The 19775-nt window shown below is 56.6% G+C and carries 19 protein-coding genes, 1 tRNA gene and 1 pseudogene; 14 read left to right on the forward strand and 7 right to left on the reverse strand.

All coding sequences use genetic code 11. The features are described 5' to 3' along the window. Positions 1–116 precede the first annotated feature (116 nt). The 5 genes from ugpB to EO133_RS13265 all read left to right on the forward strand — a co-directional run bounded on the left by ugpB (position 117) and on the right by EO133_RS13265 (position 5124). The gene (gene ugpB, locus EO133_RS13245) at positions 117–1442 is read left to right on the forward strand and encodes a sn-glycerol-3-phosphate ABC transporter substrate-binding protein UgpB (RefSeq protein ID WP_127073133.1); all 1326 of its coding nucleotides are present in this window, start codon (positions 117–119) and stop codon (positions 1440–1442) included. A gap of 110 nt (positions 1443–1552) precedes the next feature. Further along, positions 1553–2437: a sn-glycerol-3-phosphate ABC transporter permease UgpA gene (gene ugpA, locus EO133_RS13250; protein ID WP_127073134.1), complete on the forward strand. Its 885-nt coding sequence runs from the start codon at positions 1553–1555 to the stop codon at positions 2435–2437. Between the two features lie 14 nt (positions 2438–2451). Next, entirely contained in the window at positions 2452–3300 is an 849-nt protein-coding gene (ugpE, locus tag EO133_RS13255; RefSeq protein ID WP_127073135.1) for a sn-glycerol-3-phosphate ABC transporter permease UgpE, read from the forward strand. A 5-nt stretch (positions 3301–3305) separates the two neighbouring features. Beyond that, complete coding sequence (locus tag EO133_RS13260) at positions 3306–4373, forward strand: sn-glycerol-3-phosphate import ATP-binding protein UgpC (protein WP_127073136.1); 1068 nt, start codon at positions 3306–3308, stop codon at positions 4371–4373. Positions 4374–4488: 115 nt separating this feature from the next. Next, the gene (locus tag EO133_RS13265) at positions 4489–5124 is read left to right on the forward strand and encodes a DUF4893 domain-containing protein (protein ID WP_164735008.1); all 636 of its coding nucleotides are present in this window, start codon (positions 4489–4491) and stop codon (positions 5122–5124) included. Positions 5125–5129: 5 nt separating this feature from the next. On the opposite strand, the gene EO133_RS13270 is transcribed toward EO133_RS13265, so the two are convergent. Continuing rightward, entirely contained in the window at positions 5130–5561 is a 432-nt protein-coding gene (locus EO133_RS13270) for an Lrp/AsnC family transcriptional regulator (protein WP_127073138.1), read from the reverse strand. 124 nt (positions 5562–5685) lie between these two features. Between EO133_RS13270 and EO133_RS13275 the strand changes: the two genes are divergently transcribed. After that, entirely contained in the window at positions 5686–6786 is a 1101-nt protein-coding gene (locus EO133_RS13275; RefSeq protein WP_127073139.1) for a saccharopine dehydrogenase family protein, read from the forward strand. Here the strand turns inward: EO133_RS13275 and EO133_RS13280 are convergent, their stop codons facing one another. Continuing rightward, positions 6787–7284: a MarR family winged helix-turn-helix transcriptional regulator gene (locus EO133_RS13280; RefSeq protein WP_164735009.1), complete on the reverse strand. Its 498-nt coding sequence runs from the start codon at positions 7282–7284 to the stop codon at positions 6787–6789. It abuts the gene before it with no gap. A 288-nt stretch (positions 7285–7572) separates the two neighbouring features. On the opposite strand from EO133_RS13280, the gene ectA reads away from it, so the two are divergent. The 5 genes from ectA (at position 7573) to EO133_RS13305 (ending at position 12450) form a co-directional block, all read left to right on the forward strand. After that, positions 7573–8130 carry a diaminobutyrate acetyltransferase gene (gene ectA, locus EO133_RS13285; RefSeq protein ID WP_127073141.1) on the forward strand — a complete coding sequence of 186 codons (558 nt, stop codon included), beginning with the start codon at positions 7573–7575 and terminating at the stop codon, positions 8128–8130. Between the two features lie 64 nt (positions 8131–8194). Beyond that, entirely contained in the window at positions 8195–9499 is a 1305-nt protein-coding gene (gene ectB / locus EO133_RS13290; RefSeq protein ID WP_127073142.1) for a diaminobutyrate--2-oxoglutarate transaminase, read from the forward strand. 41 nt (positions 9500–9540) lie between these two features. Further along, on the forward strand, positions 9541–9942 hold the full coding sequence (locus EO133_RS13295; protein WP_127073143.1) for an ectoine synthase: 402 nt from the start codon (positions 9541–9543) through the stop codon (positions 9940–9942). Positions 9943–9997: 55 nt separating this feature from the next. Then, complete coding sequence (thpD, locus tag EO133_RS13300) at positions 9998–10924, forward strand: ectoine hydroxylase (RefSeq protein ID WP_127073144.1); 927 nt, start codon at positions 9998–10000, stop codon at positions 10922–10924. Between the two features lie 80 nt (positions 10925–11004). Beyond that, complete coding sequence (locus EO133_RS13305) at positions 11005–12450, forward strand: aspartate kinase (protein ID WP_127073145.1); 1446 nt, start codon at positions 11005–11007, stop codon at positions 12448–12450. Positions 12451–12543: 93 nt separating this feature from the next. On the opposite strand, the gene yidC is transcribed toward EO133_RS13305, so the two are convergent. From yidC to rpmH, 3 genes are read right to left on the reverse strand one after another with little or no spacing between them, the layout of a single operon-like run. Continuing rightward, positions 12544–14364 (reverse strand): membrane protein insertase YidC, encoded by a 1821-nt coding sequence (gene yidC / locus EO133_RS13310; RefSeq protein ID WP_127073146.1) that lies wholly within the window; start codon positions 14362–14364, stop codon positions 12544–12546. After that, entirely contained in the window at positions 14361–14708 is a 348-nt protein-coding gene (rnpA, locus tag EO133_RS13315; protein ID WP_127073208.1) for a ribonuclease P protein component, read from the reverse strand. Before rnpA ends, yidC begins: the two co-directional genes overlap by 4 nt. Positions 14709–14743: 35 nt before the next feature. Beyond that, complete coding sequence (gene rpmH / locus EO133_RS13320; protein ID WP_127073147.1) at positions 14744–14878, reverse strand: 50S ribosomal protein L34; 135 nt, start codon at positions 14876–14878, stop codon at positions 14744–14746. Between the two features lie 215 nt (positions 14879–15093). On the opposite strand from rpmH, the gene EO133_RS13325 reads away from it, so the two are divergent. The 3 genes from EO133_RS13325 (at position 15094) to EO133_RS13335 (ending at position 18218) form a co-directional block, all read left to right on the forward strand. Next, the gene (locus EO133_RS13325; protein WP_127073148.1) at positions 15094–16533 is read left to right on the forward strand and encodes a dihydrolipoyl dehydrogenase family protein; all 1440 of its coding nucleotides are present in this window, start codon (positions 15094–15096) and stop codon (positions 16531–16533) included. Between the two features lie 27 nt (positions 16534–16560). Then, positions 16561–18003 (forward strand): sensor histidine kinase, encoded by a 1443-nt coding sequence (locus EO133_RS13330; protein ID WP_127073149.1) that lies wholly within the window; start codon positions 16561–16563, stop codon positions 18001–18003. A gap of 138 nt (positions 18004–18141) precedes the next feature. After that, positions 18142–18218: transfer RNA gene (locus EO133_RS13335), tRNA-Arg, on the forward strand. 208 nt (positions 18219–18426) lie between these two features. Here the strand turns inward: EO133_RS13335 and EO133_RS13340 are convergent. Both EO133_RS13340 and EO133_RS13345 read right to left on the reverse strand, forming a co-directional pair. Next, positions 18427–19046, reverse strand: a pseudogene (locus EO133_RS13340) (transposase); the annotation flags it as partial. Positions 19047–19168: 122 nt separating this feature from the next. After that, positions 19169–19775, reverse strand: a 607-nt coding sequence (locus tag EO133_RS13345) for a sugar transferase (protein ID WP_164735010.1), incomplete at its 5' end; no start/stop codon positions are given.

Here is a 19775-nt window from a genome sequence, read left to right on the forward strand (position 1 = left end):
CACAAGTGTCACCTAAATGTCGTCTGACCTTAATCTCCAAAGTCTAGGCATCGCGCTCGGCATATGCCGACCGATCCCGCATGGGGGTCGATGTGAACAACGATCGGGAGAAGATCATGCATAAGTCAATTCTGGCCTCTGGCGTAGCTGCCGCGGCCCTTTTTGCAGGCGCAGGCTCTGCCTTCGCCCAGACTGAAGCCCAGTGGTGGCACGCGATGGGTGGCGAACTCGGTGAGAAGCTCGAAGCTGTCGCCGAAGCCTTTAACCAGACTCAGGACGATTATCGCATCGTTCCGGTCTATCGCGGCACCTATCCTGAAACCCTGACTGCCGCCATTGCCGCTTTCCGCGCCAACGAGCAGCCTGCAATCGTTCAGGTTTTTGAAGTCGGCACCGGCACCATGATGGCCGCCGAAGGCGCTGTTTATCCGGTCTATCAGCTCATGGCCGACCACGATAAGCCCTTTGATCCCGACGACTATCTTTCCGCAGTCGTGGGTTATTATTCGGACACTCAGGGCAACATCCTGTCGCTGCCGTTCAATTCCTCGACGCCCATCATGTATTACAACAAGGGCATTTTCGAAGCAGCCGGGCTCGACCCGGAAAACCCGCCGGCCACATGGGCCGGAATTGAGGACGCCATTCGTCAGATCGTCGATTCAGGCGCCGCGAATTGCGGACTGACTTCCGCGTGGATCTCCTGGGTTCAAACCGAAAACTTCTCGGCCATTCACGATGTCCCCTATGGCACGCTGGAAAATGGATTTGGCGGGCTGGAAGCCGAATTCACCATGAATAACGAGGTCGTGGCCCGTCACTGGGACAACCTCAAGGCATGGTATGACGAAGGTCTGTTCCGCTATGGCGGCCCGGTTGGCGGCAATGACGCGCCTCCCATGTTCTATTCGGAAGAATGCGCCATCTACATGAACTCGTCGGCCGCCCTGGCCGCTGTTGTGGCCAATACCGATTTTGAAGTCGGCTTTGCCCCCCTACCTTACTACGACGACGTGATTGACCCCCCGATGAACTCGATCATCGGTGGCGCGACCCTTTGGGTTCTCCAGGGACGCCCGGAAGCAGAATACGAGGCTGTTGCAGCGTTCTTTGAATATCTCAGCCAGCCCGATGTTCAAGCAGCCTGGCATCAGGACACCGGCTATCTGCCGATTACCAATGCCGCTTATGAGTTGGGCATCGAGCAGGGATATTACGAAGCAAATCCAGGCACCGATACCTCGATCCTGCAGATGACCCGCGTCGAGCCCAGCGAAAATTCAAAGGGCCTGCGTTTTGGTTCTTATACTCAGGTCCGTGATCTGATCGACGAAGAATTCGAAGCACTGCTTTCGGGCGACAAGACCGGTCAGCAAGCTCTCGATTCACTGGTTGAGCGCGGTAACCGGTTGCTGCGTGAGTTTGAAGCTGCCAATAGCTAAGTCAGCTTTTTTGAACCTGGGACCCGCGCCTCTATCAACGGCGTGGGTCCCTGCCTATTCCAACGGGCTAATAACAACAAGAAAAACCATCATGCTGGAGCAGGGGTGCCATGCAGACCAAGCGCACGATTTTTCCCAATAAGGCCCTGCCTTATTTATTGCTCGCGCCGCAATTGGCGATCACCATCATCTTTTTCATATGGCCGGCAGGTCAGGCGGTAAAATCAAGCTTCGAGCGTGAGGATCCTTTCGGGTTTCGGACGACGTTCATCTGGTTCCAGAATTATACGCGGCTGTTTACCGATCCCGCCTATCTCAATTCATTCGGCCGCACGATGATTTTTGCCGTTGCAGTGACGCTGTTATCTATGGCTATAGCGCTTTTGCTGGCGGCAGCGGTCAATAGGCTGATGCGTTCGGGCAAGCTTTATACGACCCTATTGGTCTGGCCCTATGCGGTGGCCCCGGTGGTCGCAGGGATATTGTGGTGGTTCATGTTCAACCCCTCGATTGGGATCATTACTTACGTGCTCAGTCAATTGGGGGTCACCTGGAACCACAGAGTATCCGGCCTCGATGCCATGATCCTGATTACCATCGCCGCCGCCTGGAAGCAGATTTCCTACAATTTCCTGTTTTTCCTCGCTGGTATGCAGTCGGTTCCCGCTTCGCTCAATGAAGCTGCTGCGATCGATGGTGCAGGACCTTTCAAGCGGTTCTGGACAATCGTGTTTCCATTGCTATCGCCTACGACATTCTTTCTTTTGATCATCAACATCAATTACACGATGTTCGATACATTCGGCATTGTCGACGGTACGACGTCAGGCGGGCCAGCCCAGGCCACCAACATCCTTGTCTATAAGGTTTATGCCGACGGCTTTCTCGGCCTCAATATCGGGTCGTCTGCCGCGCAGTCAGTGATCCTCATGCTCATCGTGATCGGCCTCGTTTTCGTCCAGTTCCGCTTTGTCGAGCGGCGCGTGCAGTATTAAAGGGGGCATGACAAATGGTTGAAAACAGACCCGTACTCACCTTCCTGACCCACGCGGTACTGATACTTGGCGTCGCGATTGTCATCTTTCCGGTCTATATCGCCTTCATCGCGTCAACCCATGGCCCCGGCACGTTCCTGCGCGGCGTGGCGCCGATGCTTCCCGGCGAGCACATGGTCGAAAATTACAGCCGCATGCTGGCAGCGGGACATTCGACATCGGGCGCTCCGCCGCTGTGGCTCATGCTGATCAACTCGACCTGGATGGCCATCATCATCACGGTTGGCAAGATTTCGATCTCGATCATTTCGGCCTATGCGATCGTTTATTTCAAGTTCCCCTTCCGTACGCTGTGCTTCTGGATCATTTTTGTGACCCTGATGCTGCCGGTCGAGGTCAGAATCATTCCGACATTCGCCGTGGTCGCCAATCTGGGACTTCTCAATTCCTATGTCGGGCTGACATTACCTCTGATTGCATCGGCGACCGCAACGTTCCTGTTTCGGCAGTTCTTCCTGACGGTTCCGGACGAGTTGATGGAAGCCGCGCGAGTGGATGGTGCCGGACCGATAAAGTTCTTCAAGGACATCCTGCTTCCGCTCTCGCGTACCAATATTGCAGCGCTTTCGGTGATCCTGTTCATCTATGGCTGGGTCCAGTATCTCTGGCCTCTGCTGATCACCACCGACACGCGCTATTATACGATCGTTATGGGGATCAAGCGGCTGGCGGCCTATGCCGACCAGGAACCGCAATGGAACCTTGTGATGGCCGCGGTTATGCTGGCCATGCTGCCCCCCGTCCTCGTCGTGATCTTCATGCAGCGCCTTTTCGTCAAAGGCCTCGTGGAAACGGAGAAATAATAACAATGGCCAGAATCGAACTCACCGGCGTCACCAAGGTCTATCCCGGCAATGTCGAGGCGATCAAAAACCTCAACCTTTCAATAGCGGACGGCGAACTCGTCGTCCTTGTCGGACCATCGGGCTGCGGCAAGTCCACTCTGCTGCGCATGATCGCCGGGCTTGAAACCATTACCGATGGCACGATCGAAATCGGCGATACGGTCGTTAACAAGCTCGAACCTGCTGATCGCGATATTGCGATGGTGTTTCAGAACTATGCGCTTTATCCGCATATGAGCGTGCGGGGCAATCTCGAATACGGCCTCAAGAACCGCGGCACGCCAAAAGCCGAAATCGCCGAACGGGTGAACGAGGCGGCACGCATTCTCGAGATCGAGCCGTTCCTTGAGCGCAAACCGCGCCAGCTTTCAGGCGGGCAGCGCCAGCGTGTGGCCATGGGCCGGGCAATCGTGCGCAAACCTAAAGCGTTTCTCTTCGATGAACCGCTTTCCAATCTCGATGCCAAACTGCGGTCGCATATGCGGGTCGAAATCCGACGCCTGCAAAGAACGCTTGGCACGACTTCGGTTTATGTAACCCACGACCAGCTCGAGGCCATGACGCTTGCCGACAAGCTCGTCGTCATGAATGGCGGGCTTATCGAGCAGGTGGGCAAACCGCTTGAGATCTATTCTGACCCGCAGTCGCTTTTTGTGGCCGCCTTTATGGGCTCTCCGGGCATGAACCTGATAGAAATCGAGCAATTGCAGGCGCTGGGCGCCAGCCTGCCCGATATGGTTCCGGCCAATACCGGCACCATCGGCATCCGGCCCGAGGATATTGTTCTGGGCGATGCAGGTCCGGAGCATATCAGCCTGCCGGGGACACTGGACGCGATTGAACTTGTGGGTTCTGAAAGTCTTGTCTATGGACGCGCGGATGGGCTCAACAAGGAACTGATCGTTCGCGCCCCCGGCATTCATCTAGGAGAACCGGGCAACAGGATCACCTTCTCGATACCCAAGGCTGCGCTGCATTGTTTTGACCGCGACACAGGCCGCAAGCGCGTAGCGACGGCCAACGCTGCCTGACGATCACTGGAGCACTCCGGAGCCGCTGGCTGGCTCCGGGGCGTTGCAGACGGAACAAAATCGCGCCTCCGGCCTTATTGGGACAACATGCAGCGGGATGTTGGAGGAAACGGGAATGCGGCTTGTATCGGCCCTTCTGGCAGGACTTTTACTTATCTCTCCCCTGCCCGCGCAGGACGAGGCCGCGTCCGCGCACAGCCCCTATTATGAAATCCTGATTGAAGCGGTTTATCCAGAGGACCGGGTTGCTCTGATGGGCTGGGAGGCGCGGTTGCGAAAGCATCTCGATCAGCTTTCCGAGGAGACGGACGATCCCGCATCGCTCGACGCTATTGCCGAGATCGAAACCTTGATCGATATGCCAAGGATCGATTTTGCAGAAGATCGGGAAGTGATTGGCGATTGGCGCGTGCGCAGCCTGCAGGCGGACGGGTTGGGCGCCTATGCTTACCAGTTTTTCCCGGCGCGCATCTATCAGGAAGCGCAGGCGTTGGTCTTTGACAAGAATAGCGGCTCCCAACGCCATCGCGGATTTATGGCGCGAGCGGGCAGCGATGTCATGCTATTTGCGGGAGCCCTTTATTACGCTTATCAGGAGCCACGGCTCTATAGTGCGCATATGGAGCCAGGCACAGATCCCGATCGCGCATATGACGAGATCGCTGCTCTTTATAAGATCGGCGATGCCCATTATCTGATGGTCTTTGCTCCCAAAGGCGAACGCTTCCGCTTTTATGAAATGCGGCGATAGGCGCTTCAGCGATCGATCCGGGTTGAAAGAATGATCGAACTCATCGTGCGCTCGACCCCTTCGAGCGCACCAATCTGGTCGATGACCGCATCCAGTTCGGCAACCGAAGGTGCCTCGACTACAACGATCATATCAAAGCTGCCTGACACCGAATGGACCGTTCGGACGGCCATCATCGCTTCGAGCGCCTTGACAACCTGGCCCGAAAGCTTGGGCGACACGGTAACCGAGAGATGAGCACGGATCTGCGACGAGAGATAATCGCCTGAAAGCTTTACCGCATATCCTGCGATGGTGCCGCTCCGCTCCAGCCGCTCAATCCGGCTTTGTGCGGTGGAGCGCGAGACACCCAGCCTGCGGGCAAGCTCTGCCACAGGCATGCGGGCATTCTCCCGCAGCAGTGCCAAAATCATTTTATCGGCGTTAATTTTCGTCATTCTGCGGTTAATTATCGCGAAACTGCATAAACTCTCTCCCTTTTTAGCCTGAACGTTGAATACAAATCAACGATACTCGGTGGCATCCTGTCTATGTGATTTGGCACACAGGGAGGACAGGGCGATGCGCGACGTTGTGATAGTGGGAGCAGGCCGGATCGGTGCGACCCTGGCAGACATGCTGACGCTTTCGGGCGACTATGCTGTGACAGTGGTGGACCATAGCGCTGACCAGCTCGCCATGCTCGATGTCAGCACATCAATAGCGACGGCGAAGGTAGATGTGACGGCGCCGGGGGAACTGGAAAAGGTTCTGGCTGGCAAATTTGCGGTTCTGAGTGCTGCCCCTTATCACCTGACCACCCGGATTGCGGAAGCGGCTGCCAGCGCAAAAGTGCATTATCTCGATCTTACCGAAGACGTTAAGAGCACGCGCATGGTCAAGGCGATTGCGGGCAAGGCCGATACTGCCTTCATTCCGCAATGCGGGCTTGCGCCGGGCTTTATCGCAATTGCTGCCAACAGCGTCGCACGGACCTTCGACCGGCTCGAAGAGGTGAAGATGCGCGTCGGCGCCCTGCCCCAATTTCCCGACAATGTGCTCAATTACGCACTAACCTGGTCCCCTGAAGGGGTGATCAATGAATATTGCGAGCCGTGTGAAGCCATTGTGGATGGCGCATTGACCGAGATAGCGCCCCTGGAAGACTGCGAACAATTCACACTCGATGGCATCGCTTATGAGGCTTTCAATACGTCGGGCGGACTGGGCGCGACCTGCCACAAGCTTTTGGGCAAGGTGAAGAACCTCAACTACAAGTCCATCCGCTATCCCGGCCACGCCGCCATAATGAAGCTGCTGCTTAACGACCTTCAGCTTTGCAAAAGACGCGATCTGGCGCTCGCCGTCCTCAAGCATGCAATATTGCCGACCGAACAGGATGTTGTGGTTGTGCTTGTAGAGGTGAGTGGCGAAAAGAATGGCAAGACCGTTACCGAACAGTTCTCGCGGCAGATTTATGCTGGCTATGTCGGCCATGCCCGGCGCAGCGCCATCCAGATCACGACTGCGGCCGGCATTTCAACGGTGCTCGATATGCTCGCCAATGAGCAATTGCCGCAAAAGGGGTTTATCGAGCAGGAAGATATCGATCTCGATGCGTTTCTCGCCAATCGGTTCGGGCAGACCTATGGCCGGTCCGAAAGCCTCAATAAGGTGGCGTAGCTAAAATTCATCCGGCACCGGCTTGGGCTCGAGAACAGCGCGGGAATCAAAGACAGCTGCCGCGTCCTTATCATCCTCGCCCAGCATGGTTGCGACGCGTTCGAGCGCAGCAATGAGCATCAACTGCTCCCATTCTTCCAGTTCCATGAACTGCTCGTGGAACCTAGCATGAACGCCATCGGGAGCGATTTCGAGAATCTGCCGGCCTCGCAGGGTCAGTGACAACCAGACCTGGCGACGGTCTGACTCGCCCTTGCGCCGGACGATCATACCCTGATTTTCCAGCTTCTGGATCAAGGCGGTGGTCGTGGCCTGGGTGATGCCCATACGCTGGGCCACATGGCCGGCCGTCTGCTCGTCGCCATCGTCCAGCATCTGCATGAAAACCAGTTGCGAGGGCGTCAGCCCCGTTTCGCGCATAAGCGCTTTGGAATTCAGTTCGGTCTTGCGAAGGATTTTCCGCATTGCGGACAGCGCGGATTTCGTACGGTTTTCCAAGGCCTTGTTCCGGCTCAACATCATCACCTCGATCTTAACGTCAGCGCGTGAAGAACCCAAGCCAGAAGCGTTTCGATGCGCAGAAATTAGTTCCCTAATACAAATTAAAATAATAGAATATTAAGGCATTTCGCAACACCCATCTTATTCACAAAAATATATTACTGCCGCGAAACGCCATGAAATGACTAAGATAATTGATTTTTCCCGCGCCCTGCAACTTTTCCGCTGGTTGACATTTAGTTTGTATAAGCTAACTAATTACGGCGAACCGACTGGAGGTATGCAATGCAGCTCAAAGCTATTTCCGCTGCGACAGAGAACAAGGCGGCTCAAGCCATCGCGATTCGCAGCCCAAGGCGCGAAGATGGCGCCGCTGTCTGGCAACTGATCAAGGATACGGAATCGCTAGACGACAATTCGATGTATTGCAATTTGCTGCAATGCAGCCATTTTGCCGCGACATGCGCGCTTGCTGAACTTGATGGTGAGGTCGTGGGCTGGGTTTCTGGTTATATCCCGCCCGAGCATCCCGATACTTATTTTGTCTGGCAGGTCTGTGTGAGCCGCAAGGCGCGTGGACGCGGGCTGGCAAAGCGCTTGATCGCTGCCGTTCTTGCGCGCAAGGTCTGTGCGCATGTAGAGCGCGTGCAGAGCACCATTACCAGCGACAACAAGCCAAGCTGGGCACTGTTCGGCTCGATTGCGGAAACGCTTGAAACCGACCTGACCCGCCAGCCGCATTTCAAGCGCGAAGTTCATTTTGCGGGCAAGCACGACACCGAGTTTCTCGTCACCATCGGGCCATTCGAGCGTGAAGCGCTGCCTGTGCGCTCCGCTGCCTGATCGGCACGATCAATCCCTGAACCGAACCTTTTATTTCAGCCGTCCCTAAAAGGAGACGACGCTTATGACCACGACAACCACGCAAATCAAACAGGGCAAAACTGGCATTTTCGACCGCATTGAAAGCCAGGTGCGCTCTTATTCACGCAGTTTCCCCAAGCTCTTTGGCAAAGCCAAGGGTGCAACGATCTATGGCCACGACGGACGCGAGTATATCGACTTTCTCGCAGGTTGCTCGTCACTCAATTACGGCCACAACGACCCGGACATGCAAGCCGCGCTGATCGATTATGTCACCAGTGACGGCATTGCCCACGGGCTGGATATGTTCACCGAGGCCAAGGAAGGCTTTCTTCTAGCCTATGAGCGCCTGATTTTGAGGCCGCGCAACATGGACTACAAGCTCATGTTCACCGGCCCAACCGGCGCCAACGCTGTAGAAGCGGCGCTGAAACTGGCGCGTAAAGTGACCGGGCGAACCAATGTAATCGCCTTTACCAACGGCTTTCACGGCATGACCCTTGGCGCGCTGGCCGCAACCGGCAATGCCGGCAAACGTGAGGGCGGCGGCACACCACTGAATGGTGTCCACCGGGCGCCATTCGAGGGCTATTTTGGCCCGGAAGTCGATACTGCCGACATGCTTGAGCAGATGCTTGACGATCCTTCGGGTGGCGTCGACGCTCCGGCAGCCATTCTTGTCGAGCCCGTTCAGGGCGAAGGCGGACTGAACGCAGCTTCAGGCGCATGGCTGAAAAAGATCGAAAAGATTGCGAAAAAGCACGGCGCCCTCTTCATCCTCGATGACATTCAGGCCGGCTGTGGCCGTACGGGCACGTTCTTCTCATTTGAGGAGTTCGGCCTTGATCCCGACATCATCACCCAGGCCAAGTCGCTTTCCGGCATGGGACTGCCCTTCGCGCTGACACTCATCAAACCCGAACACGATATCTGGAAGCCGGCCGAGCATAACGGCACGTTCAGGGGCAATAATCATGCCTTTGTTACCGCCCGCGTCGCGCTGGAAAAGTTCTGGTCCGATGACAGCTTTTCCAAATCGATCGCAAAAAAGAGTGCGCATCTTGAAACGCGGCTTGGCGCGATTGCCGAGCGTTACGGCTTTTCGTTGCGCGGCCGCGGCATGATGCAGGGCATCGATACCCAGGACGGCGACACCGCAGGCGATATCTGCGCCAAGTGCTTTGAGAAGGGCCTGATCATCGAAACCTCGGGCGGGCATGACGAAGTGGTCAAGGTGCTGTGCCCACTGACCATCGACATGGACCTGTTCGATAAGGGGCTCGACATCATCGAAGATGCCTTTGAAGCGATTCTGGCCAAGGACAGTCCGCGCGTCGCAGCCGAATAGGCGCGACCGGGACCGGACAACAAGAGACAAGGACAAGAAAAATGATCGTACGCGACCTTGAAGAATGCCGGAAAGGCGAGCGCCTCGTGCATTCAAACGGCTGGGACTCCACTCGTTTGCTGCTGGCTGGCGACGATATGGGCTTTTCGTTCCACATCACTCGCATTCACGAAAACACCAGCCACGTCTTTCACTACAAGCATCATTTCGAGAGCGTTTACTGCGTATCGGGTGATGGTGAGATCGAAGATCTGGCGACCGGCGAAGTTCATCAGATCCGGCCCGGCGTGATGTATGCACTCGACAAGAATGACAAGCACCGGCTCACCGCGCGCTCGGAGCTTGTGATGGCATGCTGCTTTAATCCACCCGTGACTGGCACGGAAGTCCATCGCGAGGATGGCTCATATGCTCCGGCAGCGGAGTTGGCCAAAAGCGCCTGATGCAGGGCCAATCGGCCCATTATGTGCAACGCGAACCAAAGAGAAGGAAGTCACTATGTCACTCTCTGCAGTTCACACCCGAGATGATGATTACCCGACCCGATCAAGCAAGGAAGAATGGTTCAAGCGCAAGGATCCGGCGTTCTGGGGGCGTTGGAGCCCTCAGGCACCGTTGACGCGCGCCCAAACCGAAGAGTTTGAAAAGAACGGTTTTCTGGTCTTGCGCAATGTCTTTTCTGACGCCGAGATTACAAGGCTACAGGAAGAATCCCAGCGCTTGCGTTCAGGCGAGGCGGGGCTCAGGTCCGACAATGTTGTGACCGAACCCGGCTCGGATGAGGTGCGTACGATTTTCCGGCTTGAGGATGAAAGCCCGGTGTTCAATCGTCTTGCACGCGATGAACGCATTGCAGGCAAGGTTCGCTTTCTGCTCGATGATGCGCTTTATCTCCATCAGAGTCGGCTCAACTACAAACCGGGCTTTACCGGCAAGGAGTTCTATTGGCATTCCGATTTCGAGACCTGGCACGCCGAAGACGGCATGCCGCGCATGCGCGCGATTTCGGCATCGGTCCTTCTGACCGATAATGATGCGCTTAACGGTCCATTGATGCTGATGCCCGGCTCGCACAAGTATTTCATCTCCTGTGCTGGCGAGACGCCCGAGGACAATCACAAGTCCTCGCTGAAAAGGCAGGAGGTGGGTGTACCCAGCCCCGATGCGCTTTCGGAAATGGCCGGTATGTTCGGCATCGAATACGCCTCGGGCAAAGCTGGCACGGTGATCCTATTCGAGTGCAACACCATGCATGGCTCGAATGGCAACATTACCCCCTTCCCGCGTTCCAATGCGTTCTTTGTCTATAACGCCTGGACCAATCGGGTCGAAAACCCTTTTGCGGCTTCAAAGCCCCGCCCGGCCTTTCTCGCAAACCGCGATCCTAAAGGACCGATCGAGATCGTGTCCGGCAAAATCCAATAGCGCGCCCGGTTCTGCCGGACGCAACACCCATTCCGTGGGGCACAAGCCCCGCGGAGCACCCCGACACATCGGAGGCAAGAGTGACAACCAATACCCACACAGTCGAAAAAATCGGCGGCACGTCCATGTCGCGCAGCCATGAACTGCTCGAGACCGTGCTGATTGGCGACCGTGATGCGGACAATCTCTACGATCGCGTTTTCGTCGTATCCGCTTATGGCGGCATGACCGACGCATTGCTTGAGCATAAAAAATCCGGTGAACCCGGTGTTTATGGCCTGTTTTCCAGCGCTGAAAGTGGATGGAGCTGGGGCGATGCGCTGAGCAATGTTCTGCGCCAGATGCAGGACAAGAACGCTGAGATTTTCACCGATCCCTCCGCCCGCGAGATGGCCGATCGGTTCATCGCAGAACGAGTGGAGGGCGTGCGCTCCTGCCTCATCGACTTGTCGCGGCTTTGTTCGTTCGGGCATTTTCAACTTGAGGCGCATCTTTTGACCGTGCGCGAGATGCTCTCATCGCTCGGCGAGGCGCAATCGGCCTACAATACTGCCCTGCTGCTGCGCCAGAACGGGGTCAATGCCCGGATGGTCGACCTCACCGGCTGGCGTCAGGACGGAGAGTTGCCGCTTGATACGCATATTGCCAACGCTTTCGATGGCGTCGATCTTTCGCGCGAGCTGGCAATCGTTACAGGCTATGCTCAGTGTGCCGAACAGCTTATGAAGACCTATGATCGCGGCTATAGCGAAGTCACATTGTCGCGTGTTGCGGTCGTGACCGGGGCGAGCGAAGCGATCATCCATAAGGAATTCCATCTGTCTTCGGCCGACCCCAAGGTGGTGGGCGCAGACAAGGTGCGCGTGATCGGGGAAACCAATTACGACGTGGCCGATCAGCTTTCAAATATGGGTATGGAGGCAATCCACCCCCGCGCTGCCAAGAGCCTGCGCCAGGCTGGTATTCCCTTACGGGTCAAGAACGCGTTCGAGCCCGATCATCCTGGCACCGTGATCCGCTCGGATCTGCCGGCCAAGACACCCGGTGCTGAAATCGTGACCGGGCTGAGTGATGTCTATGCGCTTGAATTTTACGATCAGGACATGGTGGGCGTTAAGGGCTATGACGCCAAGATACTCGACGCCCTGACCCGGCATAAGGTCTGGATCATTTCCAAGACTTCCAACGCCAATACGATCACCCATTTCCTCAAGGGGTCGATGAAGGCGATCAAGCGGGTCGAGAACGATCTGGCCGAAGCATTCCCCTCCGCATCGATTGCCACACGCAAGCTGGCCATGGTGTCCGCGATCGGGCGCAATCTTGGCGGTGCCTCAACGTTGGCAAAGGCTATGGTAGTGCTGGCCGATGCAGGCATTGAACCGCTGGGCATCACCGATATGATCCGCAAGGTCGATCTGCAGGTGATTGTTAACGAGGACGACTTCGAGGAAACCATTGCCGCGCTTCATCGCGGGTTGATCGAATATGTTGCCACAAAAACCAACCTCAAGGCCGCGGCCTAATCCTCACGGGCAGGCAGGACTTGAAACAAAGCCCCCGGCATCTGCTGCCGGGGGCTTTTACTTTGGGTCCTATCAAAGAACAGTCGCTGGCCGCTATTCGGCAGCTTTGGGCTTTCGCTTGAAGCTCTGCTTGATGTTGCCCAGCAGATCCACAGTCACGCCGTGGCGTTTCATGATCACCCATTGCTGGACCACCGAGAGGAAGTTGTTCCACGCCCAGTAGATCACAAGACCTGCAGGGAAAGTCGCCAGCATGAAGGTGAAGATAATCGGCATCAAACCGAAAATCATCGCCTGAGTCGGATCGGTCGGGGGCGGGTTGAGCTTCATCTGAACCCACATGGTGAGGCCCATGATGAGCGGCCAGACACCAACCTGCAGGAACGGACCGATGATCGGAACGATTGTCGGGTCGTAAGGCAAAAGGCCGAAAAGATTAAAAAGAGATGTGGGGTCCTGGGCCGCAAGGTCTTGAATCCACCCAAAGAACGGCGCGTGGCGCATTTCGATGGTTACGAAAAGGACCTTGTAGAGTGCAAAGAACACAGGAATCTGGATCAGGATTGGCCAACACCCTGAGATGGGATTGATCTTTTCCTTCTTATAAAGCTCCATCATGGCCTGCTGCTGTGCAGCGCGGTCGTCCTTGTGCTTTTCCTGAATCTCTTTCATCTGCGGCTGAACGCGCCGCATGTTGGCCATCGAAGCATAGCTCTTGTTGGCCAGCGGGAAGAAGATGGCCTTGATGATGACCGTCACCGCGAGAATCGCAAGGCCGAAATTGCCAAGGAAATCATAGAGCAGCCGGATCATGTAGAACATCGGCTTGGTGATGAAGTGGAACCAACCCCAGTCGATCATCAGCTCGAAGCGGTCGATGCTATAGCCGCTTTCATAGCTGTCGATAATCGACTCGACCTTGGCACCGGCAAAGGCAAGGCTTGTGTATTCCGCTTCACCACCTGCCGGCACAACAACCGCGTTTTGCGATACAAAATTGGCACGATAATCGTCCTGTCCGCCGCTGCGTAGCGAATGGAAGAAGCGCGCATTGATCAAATCGTCCTGCGGCGGAATGATTGCAGTCGCCCAGTATTTGTCGGTGAAGCCAAGCCAGCCGCCTGTGGCGCTGTAATCGCGCTGCGCATCGCCAGCAAGATCGCCATAACTCATTTCAACGAGATTGTGATCACCCAGCACCCCGATTGGGCCTTCATGGAGAATGAAGAAATTCTGTGTCCAGGGTGTATAAAGACGGCTGATGCGCGAATAGGGATACAGCGCGACATCGCCCTGGCCGGCATTTTCAACGCTCTGGGCGACCGTAAACATATAATGCTCGTCAACCGAGATCGTGCGGCGGAAAATCAGCCCCTGGCCATTGTCCCAAACAAGAGTGACGGGCGCGTTTTCGCTCAGAGCATCGCCATTCTCGACCTGCCAAACCGTCTGGCCATTAGGCAATGGCACTTCGCTGCCCGCAGGCGCAACCCAGCCGTGTTCGAGAAAATAGGGTTCGGGCGAACCGGCAGGCGACAACAATGTAATGATCGGGCTGCCGGGTTCGACTGTCTCGTTGTATTTCTTGAGCCGCAAGTCGTCGATCCGGGCGCCGGTAAGATTGATCGAACCAGTAAGGGATTCGGTTTCGATCACGACCCGCTCCGCGGCGGAGACTGCATCATCACGCGATGCGAATTGGGCTGTCTCGGTGCTGGGTGCTACAGTCCCCGGTTCGCCTATAGGTGCTGCAAGGTCGGCGCCTTCGATCTGCGCCGCTTCCTGCTGGGCGGCGAGCTCGGCCTGGCGCTGGGCCTGTTCGAGCTGCGGGCCTGCAATGAAGAACTGCCATCCAAAGAGCACGAGCATGCTCAGGACAACAGCCAGGATCATGTTGCGATTATTCTCGTTCATGGCTTTGCTTCAGTCCGCTGGGGCTTTTGAGTATGGATACGCCGCAAGGCGCTTCCCAGCCCGGTCACAAGCGTATCAAAGGGTTCAGTAAGGCTCGCTCGCCTCCCGATCAAGACATAATCATGTCCTGCGACAAGAGCGCCCGAACAATCTGCCACTGCAGCGCGCAGCCGCCGCTTGATACGGCTGCGCTCGGGGGCATTGCCCGTCTTCTTGGTGACGGTATATCCCACACCCGGGGTAGGGTCGGCAACCTTAATCGCCTGTAGCACAAAGCCGCGCGCGGCAATTTTGCTACCGCGCGCGGCTTTGAGAAACTGCACCCGTTTTTTGAGGCGCCGCACCGGCAAAACCGGCGACTCCGACACAGGCCGGAAATTTATGCTGAAAGCCGCTTGCGGCCCTGGGCGCGGCGGCGGTTCAGGATCTTACGGCCATTCTTGGTGGCCATACGTGCGCGAAAACCGTGACGGCGCTTGCGCACAAGATTGCTTGGCTGAAAAGTACGCTTCATCGTATCTACCGCGCGCCGACGCGCGATCCTCTAATATTCTTGTCTGACTTCTAAAATAACTGCCAGGCACAGGCATATCGCCCCCGGCCCACAGCAAAGGTTGCGCGGCTTATAGGAAAAAGGGGCAGCCAAGTCAATCAATGATCGGCTGGCATATGCCCTTTTGCCGCGCTACAAGGCGGAACGGATGGCTTTGAGTACAGGGTTTGGGCAAAGTGGCGCAGTTTGAACGGGTTGATGTGTGTATTATCGGTGGTGGCCCGGCTGGGTTGATGCTTGCCGAAGGCGCACGCCGGAAGGGATATTCTGTTACCCTGATCGAAGCCGGATTTACCGGCGGTGCAGGCGCAAACTGGGGGGCAATACCCAGCCAAGCGCTCGCAGCTTGCGCCCATCGGGCGCATCTCATACGCAATAGCGGACAATTGGGGATCGGCGCTGACGAGCCGCGCATCAACTTTGCACGGATCAATGGCCATATCCGCTCGATTATCGCCGAGACTGCGCCCGATCATTCTCCCGAGCACCTCAAGGCAATCGGCGTCGAAGTCATTATTGCTCAAGCCCGCTTTTCTGATCGCAGGACAGTTCTTGCCAACGACCGCGCCATCCGCGCCAAGCACTTCGTGATCGCCACCGGAGCACTGCCAAACATTCCAGCCATTCCCGGTCTTGAAACGATCGAGTATCTTACACCCCACACGATCTTCGAGCTTACGCGGCGCCCTGCCCATCTTCTGGTGCTTGGCGGCGGCGCCACCGGGATGAGCCTTGCGCAATCACATCTCCGGCTTGGCTGCGAGGTTACCGTTATCGACATGCTTGAGCCGCTATCGGATCACGACCCGGAATTGCGCGCGGTCGGGTTGCGGGCGCTGGAGCGCGAGGGACTTGGGCTGTTTGCCAATACCGGTATTGTTGGCATCGGAAAGAACGGAGATACGATCGAGGTCGAGATCAAATCCGGCCCCAATGAACAGGTGCTCACTGTATCCCATGTTCTGCTGGCGGCAGGCCATACGCCCAGTCTTGAGGGGCTGAATCTCGCCGCCGGCCGGATTAAACGCACGCCGCGCGGATTGCTGCTGAACAAGAATTTCCGCACATCAAACCCAAGGGTCTATTGCATTGGCGATGCGACCGGCGATGTCGCCTCTATCGGCACCGCGCGCCAGCATTGCGAAAAGGTGCTTGCGCAGATTGGCAATCCGTTTTCCATCCTGCCCCAGCCCTTCGCCAGCGAACCGCTCCAAATCGATGTGACCTATACCGATCCGGAACTTGCGCAGATCGGACTGAACGAACCGGCGGCCCGTCAGCGTCACAAAAACAGATTTGCTGTGACAAGGCTCCCGTTTGCCCAGAACAGCAAGGCTTTGGCCAACAGACAGTTGAACGGACACATAAAACTGATTGTGCATGCCAGCGGCAGGCTCTTGGGGGCAAGCATCGCCGGCCCGCAAGCGGGTGAAATCGCTTCTCTGGCAGCGTTGGCCATCGATAACGGGCTAAGCGTGGTGGAACTTGCGCGCGCGCCGATGGTTTACACAAGCTATGGACAAATCCTTTCGAGTGCCGCCTCGCGACACCTGCAGGAACATCAGCTTGCGCCAATCTGGCACGGCCTGCCACTTGGTAAGCATTTGTTGCCATAGGGGAAACCGGCCTGTAGAATCGACAAGATGACACCGCCAACCACCACGGTTCCTGGTCCCTTTTCTGGTCTGTCGGTCAAATTGATCATGGCGATAACGCTGGTGATCCTTTTGGTGGAAGTCGCCGTGTTTGTACCAACCATCGCCAATTACCGCGCAAGCTGGCTCGACGACCGGTTGCGGATCGGAGGGGTTGCAGTTCGTGTTTTCGATACCGTGCCAGACGTGGCCGATCTGCCTGTCGAGATCACCGATCCGCTTCTGCAATCGGCCGGCGCTCTGGCTATCGTTTATCGCAGAGCGGGACAGACCGACCTGATTACCCTTGAAGCTGTCACCATGCCGACTCAGGCGCACACTGCCGACATGCGGGACCGCAATCCCCTTCGGTTGAGTGCCGATGCCATTGAAACGCTGTTTTTGGGCGGGAACCGCATGATGCGGATTGTCGGAGTTCCGCCGGGCGTGGGCGAGGCGGTCGTCGAGGTTATCATGCCTGAAGCGCCCTTGCGCGCGGACATGCTGACCTACTCACGCAATATCGCTGTGCTTTCCTTGCTGATCGCGGGGGTGACTGCGCTTGTCATCTACATTCTTGCCGAACGCGTATTGATCGGCCCGATCCGGCGGCTGACGTCTTCCGTGGTGGCCTTTAAACGCAATCCTGAAAACGCCACTCTCATTATCTCGCCCGATGAGATGCGGGCCGATGAAATCGGGATATTGGAGCGCGCGCTGCGCGACACCCAGACTGAACTTTTCACCATGCTGCGCCAAAGGCGGCATCTGGCCGATCTCGGACTGGCAGTCGCCAAGATCAACCACGATCTGCGCAACATGTTGACCTCGGCGCAACTGCTTTCCGATCAGGTGGCAACACTGGACGATCCCAAAGTGCAGCGCCTTGCCCCTCGCCTCGTTAATACGCTGGACAAGGCGATCGGCTTTGCGCAATCGGTGCTCGACTACGGCCGCCAGCAGGCCGCGCCACCCCGCCCCGTTCTTGTGGATGTAGCAGGGCTGGGGCGGGACGCCGCTGCGACTGCAGGGCTGATCGGACATGATCGAATAGAGTTTATTGTCAGCCTGCCCGACGATTTCATGGTGATGATCGATCCCGAGCATCTCTCGCGTATTCTGGTCAATCTTTTCAAGAATGCCCGCGAAGCGATCGATTCGGACACTGCCGAAAAGGATAGCCGTTGGGTTCGTCTTTCGGGCGTTCAGGCCGAGAACAGCTTGCGTCTTGAGGTCTCCGATAATGGGCCGGGCCTACCACCGCGCGCGCGGGAAAATCTCTTTGTGGCGTTTGAAGGTTCCGCACGCGCTGGCGGTACGGGCCTTGGGCTGGCAATCGTGCGGGAGCTTGTGGAAGCCAATGGCGGAAAGATCACGCTTGGCGCCCAAGCCGAAGGCACGGTGTTTGTTATCGAATTCCCAACGCAAACCAGCCAACTCGCCGCGCAATAAGGGCTTTGGGGAAGCCGCGCGAAATTCCTTTGCAAGTTTGTCATACCAAGGGTTGCAATACGCCACGAGCCAGTATAAGCGTTGCCCCTGCCGCGCGAGAGACATCTCGCAAGGGTTGAAAAATCCGTTTGGCACTGCGCGCCCGTAGCTCAGCTGGATAGAGCACCAGACTACGAATCTGGGGGTCAGAGGTTCGAATCCTTTCGGGCGCGCCATTTTCTTCAATAAAATCAGTAATTTATCGCACAATCCTGTCGATGGTTTGTCGAGCGTCCGGAATAGACACCGCATAAGCACCGTTTTCGGCCAGCCAGGCCGTCCAGAGTTCGACCTCCGTGCATCTGACCCGCTCCCCCGCGGTTCTGCTCGCCGTGAGAACCCGCAGGCCCTCTGCTCCATCGCATAGGCGTCCGTCTCGCTGTCCCAGCGCGCGTTCGGTGCCATGGGGATCACCATTGGAGCCCGAGTTCCCAAGACCCGTTTCCGGCAGCCCCTGCGGCGCACCGAGATCTTCTCCACCCCATACATCCGGAACAGCCGCTTGTGGTTGACCACGTAGCCTTCCCGGCGCAGCAGCACATGCAGGCACCGTTAGCCAAAGCGCCGACGCTCATGGTCAATCGCCTTCATCCAGTTCCGGAGATCGGGCATCATCGGCGCAACTGCCCTGCTACCGCATCGCCATGGGGCAACAGCCCAGCACTGTGCACGCCCGCTGCTCGCTCATCTCGAAGGTCTCCCTTAGATAAGCGACAGCCTTGCGCCTGGCGGCGGGCGCTACCATTCTTTCCGAGAAAATCCTTGAGTGCGGAGTTGTCCAGCATGGTATCGGCCAAGAGCTTTTTGAGCTTGGCATTCTCATCCTCGAGCAATTTAAGCCGCTTGGCCTCGCTCACATCCATGCCGCCATACCTGGCTTTCCATTTGTAGATGCTGGCGTTGCTCACGCCGTGCTTGCGGCACAAATCGGCGACCGGAACGCTTGCCTCATGCTCCTTGAGGATACCGATGATCTGTTCTTCGCTAAACCTGTTGCGCTTCATCTCTGGTCCTTTTCGATGGGCCAGAGTCTATTTCAAACTGGATTAGCTCCAAGGGGCAACGTCACCGGGCTCACACATGCATCGGCACTTGATGAAAATACCGTATCATCAGTCAGTACGCTTTACCGCGCGCCAGTACCAAAAAGCACTGTCTTGACTGTCTTGAAAAGGATTTGCAGATCAAGATCGAAGGACAGGTGCTTTACATAATAGAGGTCGTAAGCGAGCTTTTCGATTTCTTCTTCCGTGGTTTCAGCATAGCCTGATGTCACCTGAGCCCAGCCTGTAATTCCTGGCAAAACAAGGTTCCGAAGCGCATATTTTTCTTCATATTTGACGCTGGAACGAGCGACGTATTCCGCAACCGGACGAGGCCCAATCAAACTCATGTCGCCGACAAAAACGTTGTAGAGTTGGGGCAGTTCATCGAGGCGACATTTGCGCAAGAACCATCCGCCAGGAATAATGCGTTTGTCGCCATTCATGGTCGAGCCACCGCCCGTACCAGAGTACATGGTTCTAAACTTATACATCCGGAAAACGCGCCCGGCAAAGCCGCGTCGATGCTGAACGAACAACACCGGGCCACCATCTCGGGCATAAATATAGGCAGCAGTCAGAACAGCCAGCGGAATCGTGAGAGGTAGCGTTACGATAATGGCCAACACGTCCAGCAGCCGCTTGGCGCGGGCATAGAGCATTTGGCTTGGCGTATAGGCCAGATGAGAA

This window comes from Pelagibacterium lentulum (assembly GCF_003992625.1).
Classification (GTDB): Bacteria; Pseudomonadota; Alphaproteobacteria; order Rhizobiales; family Devosiaceae; genus Pelagibacterium; species Pelagibacterium lentulum.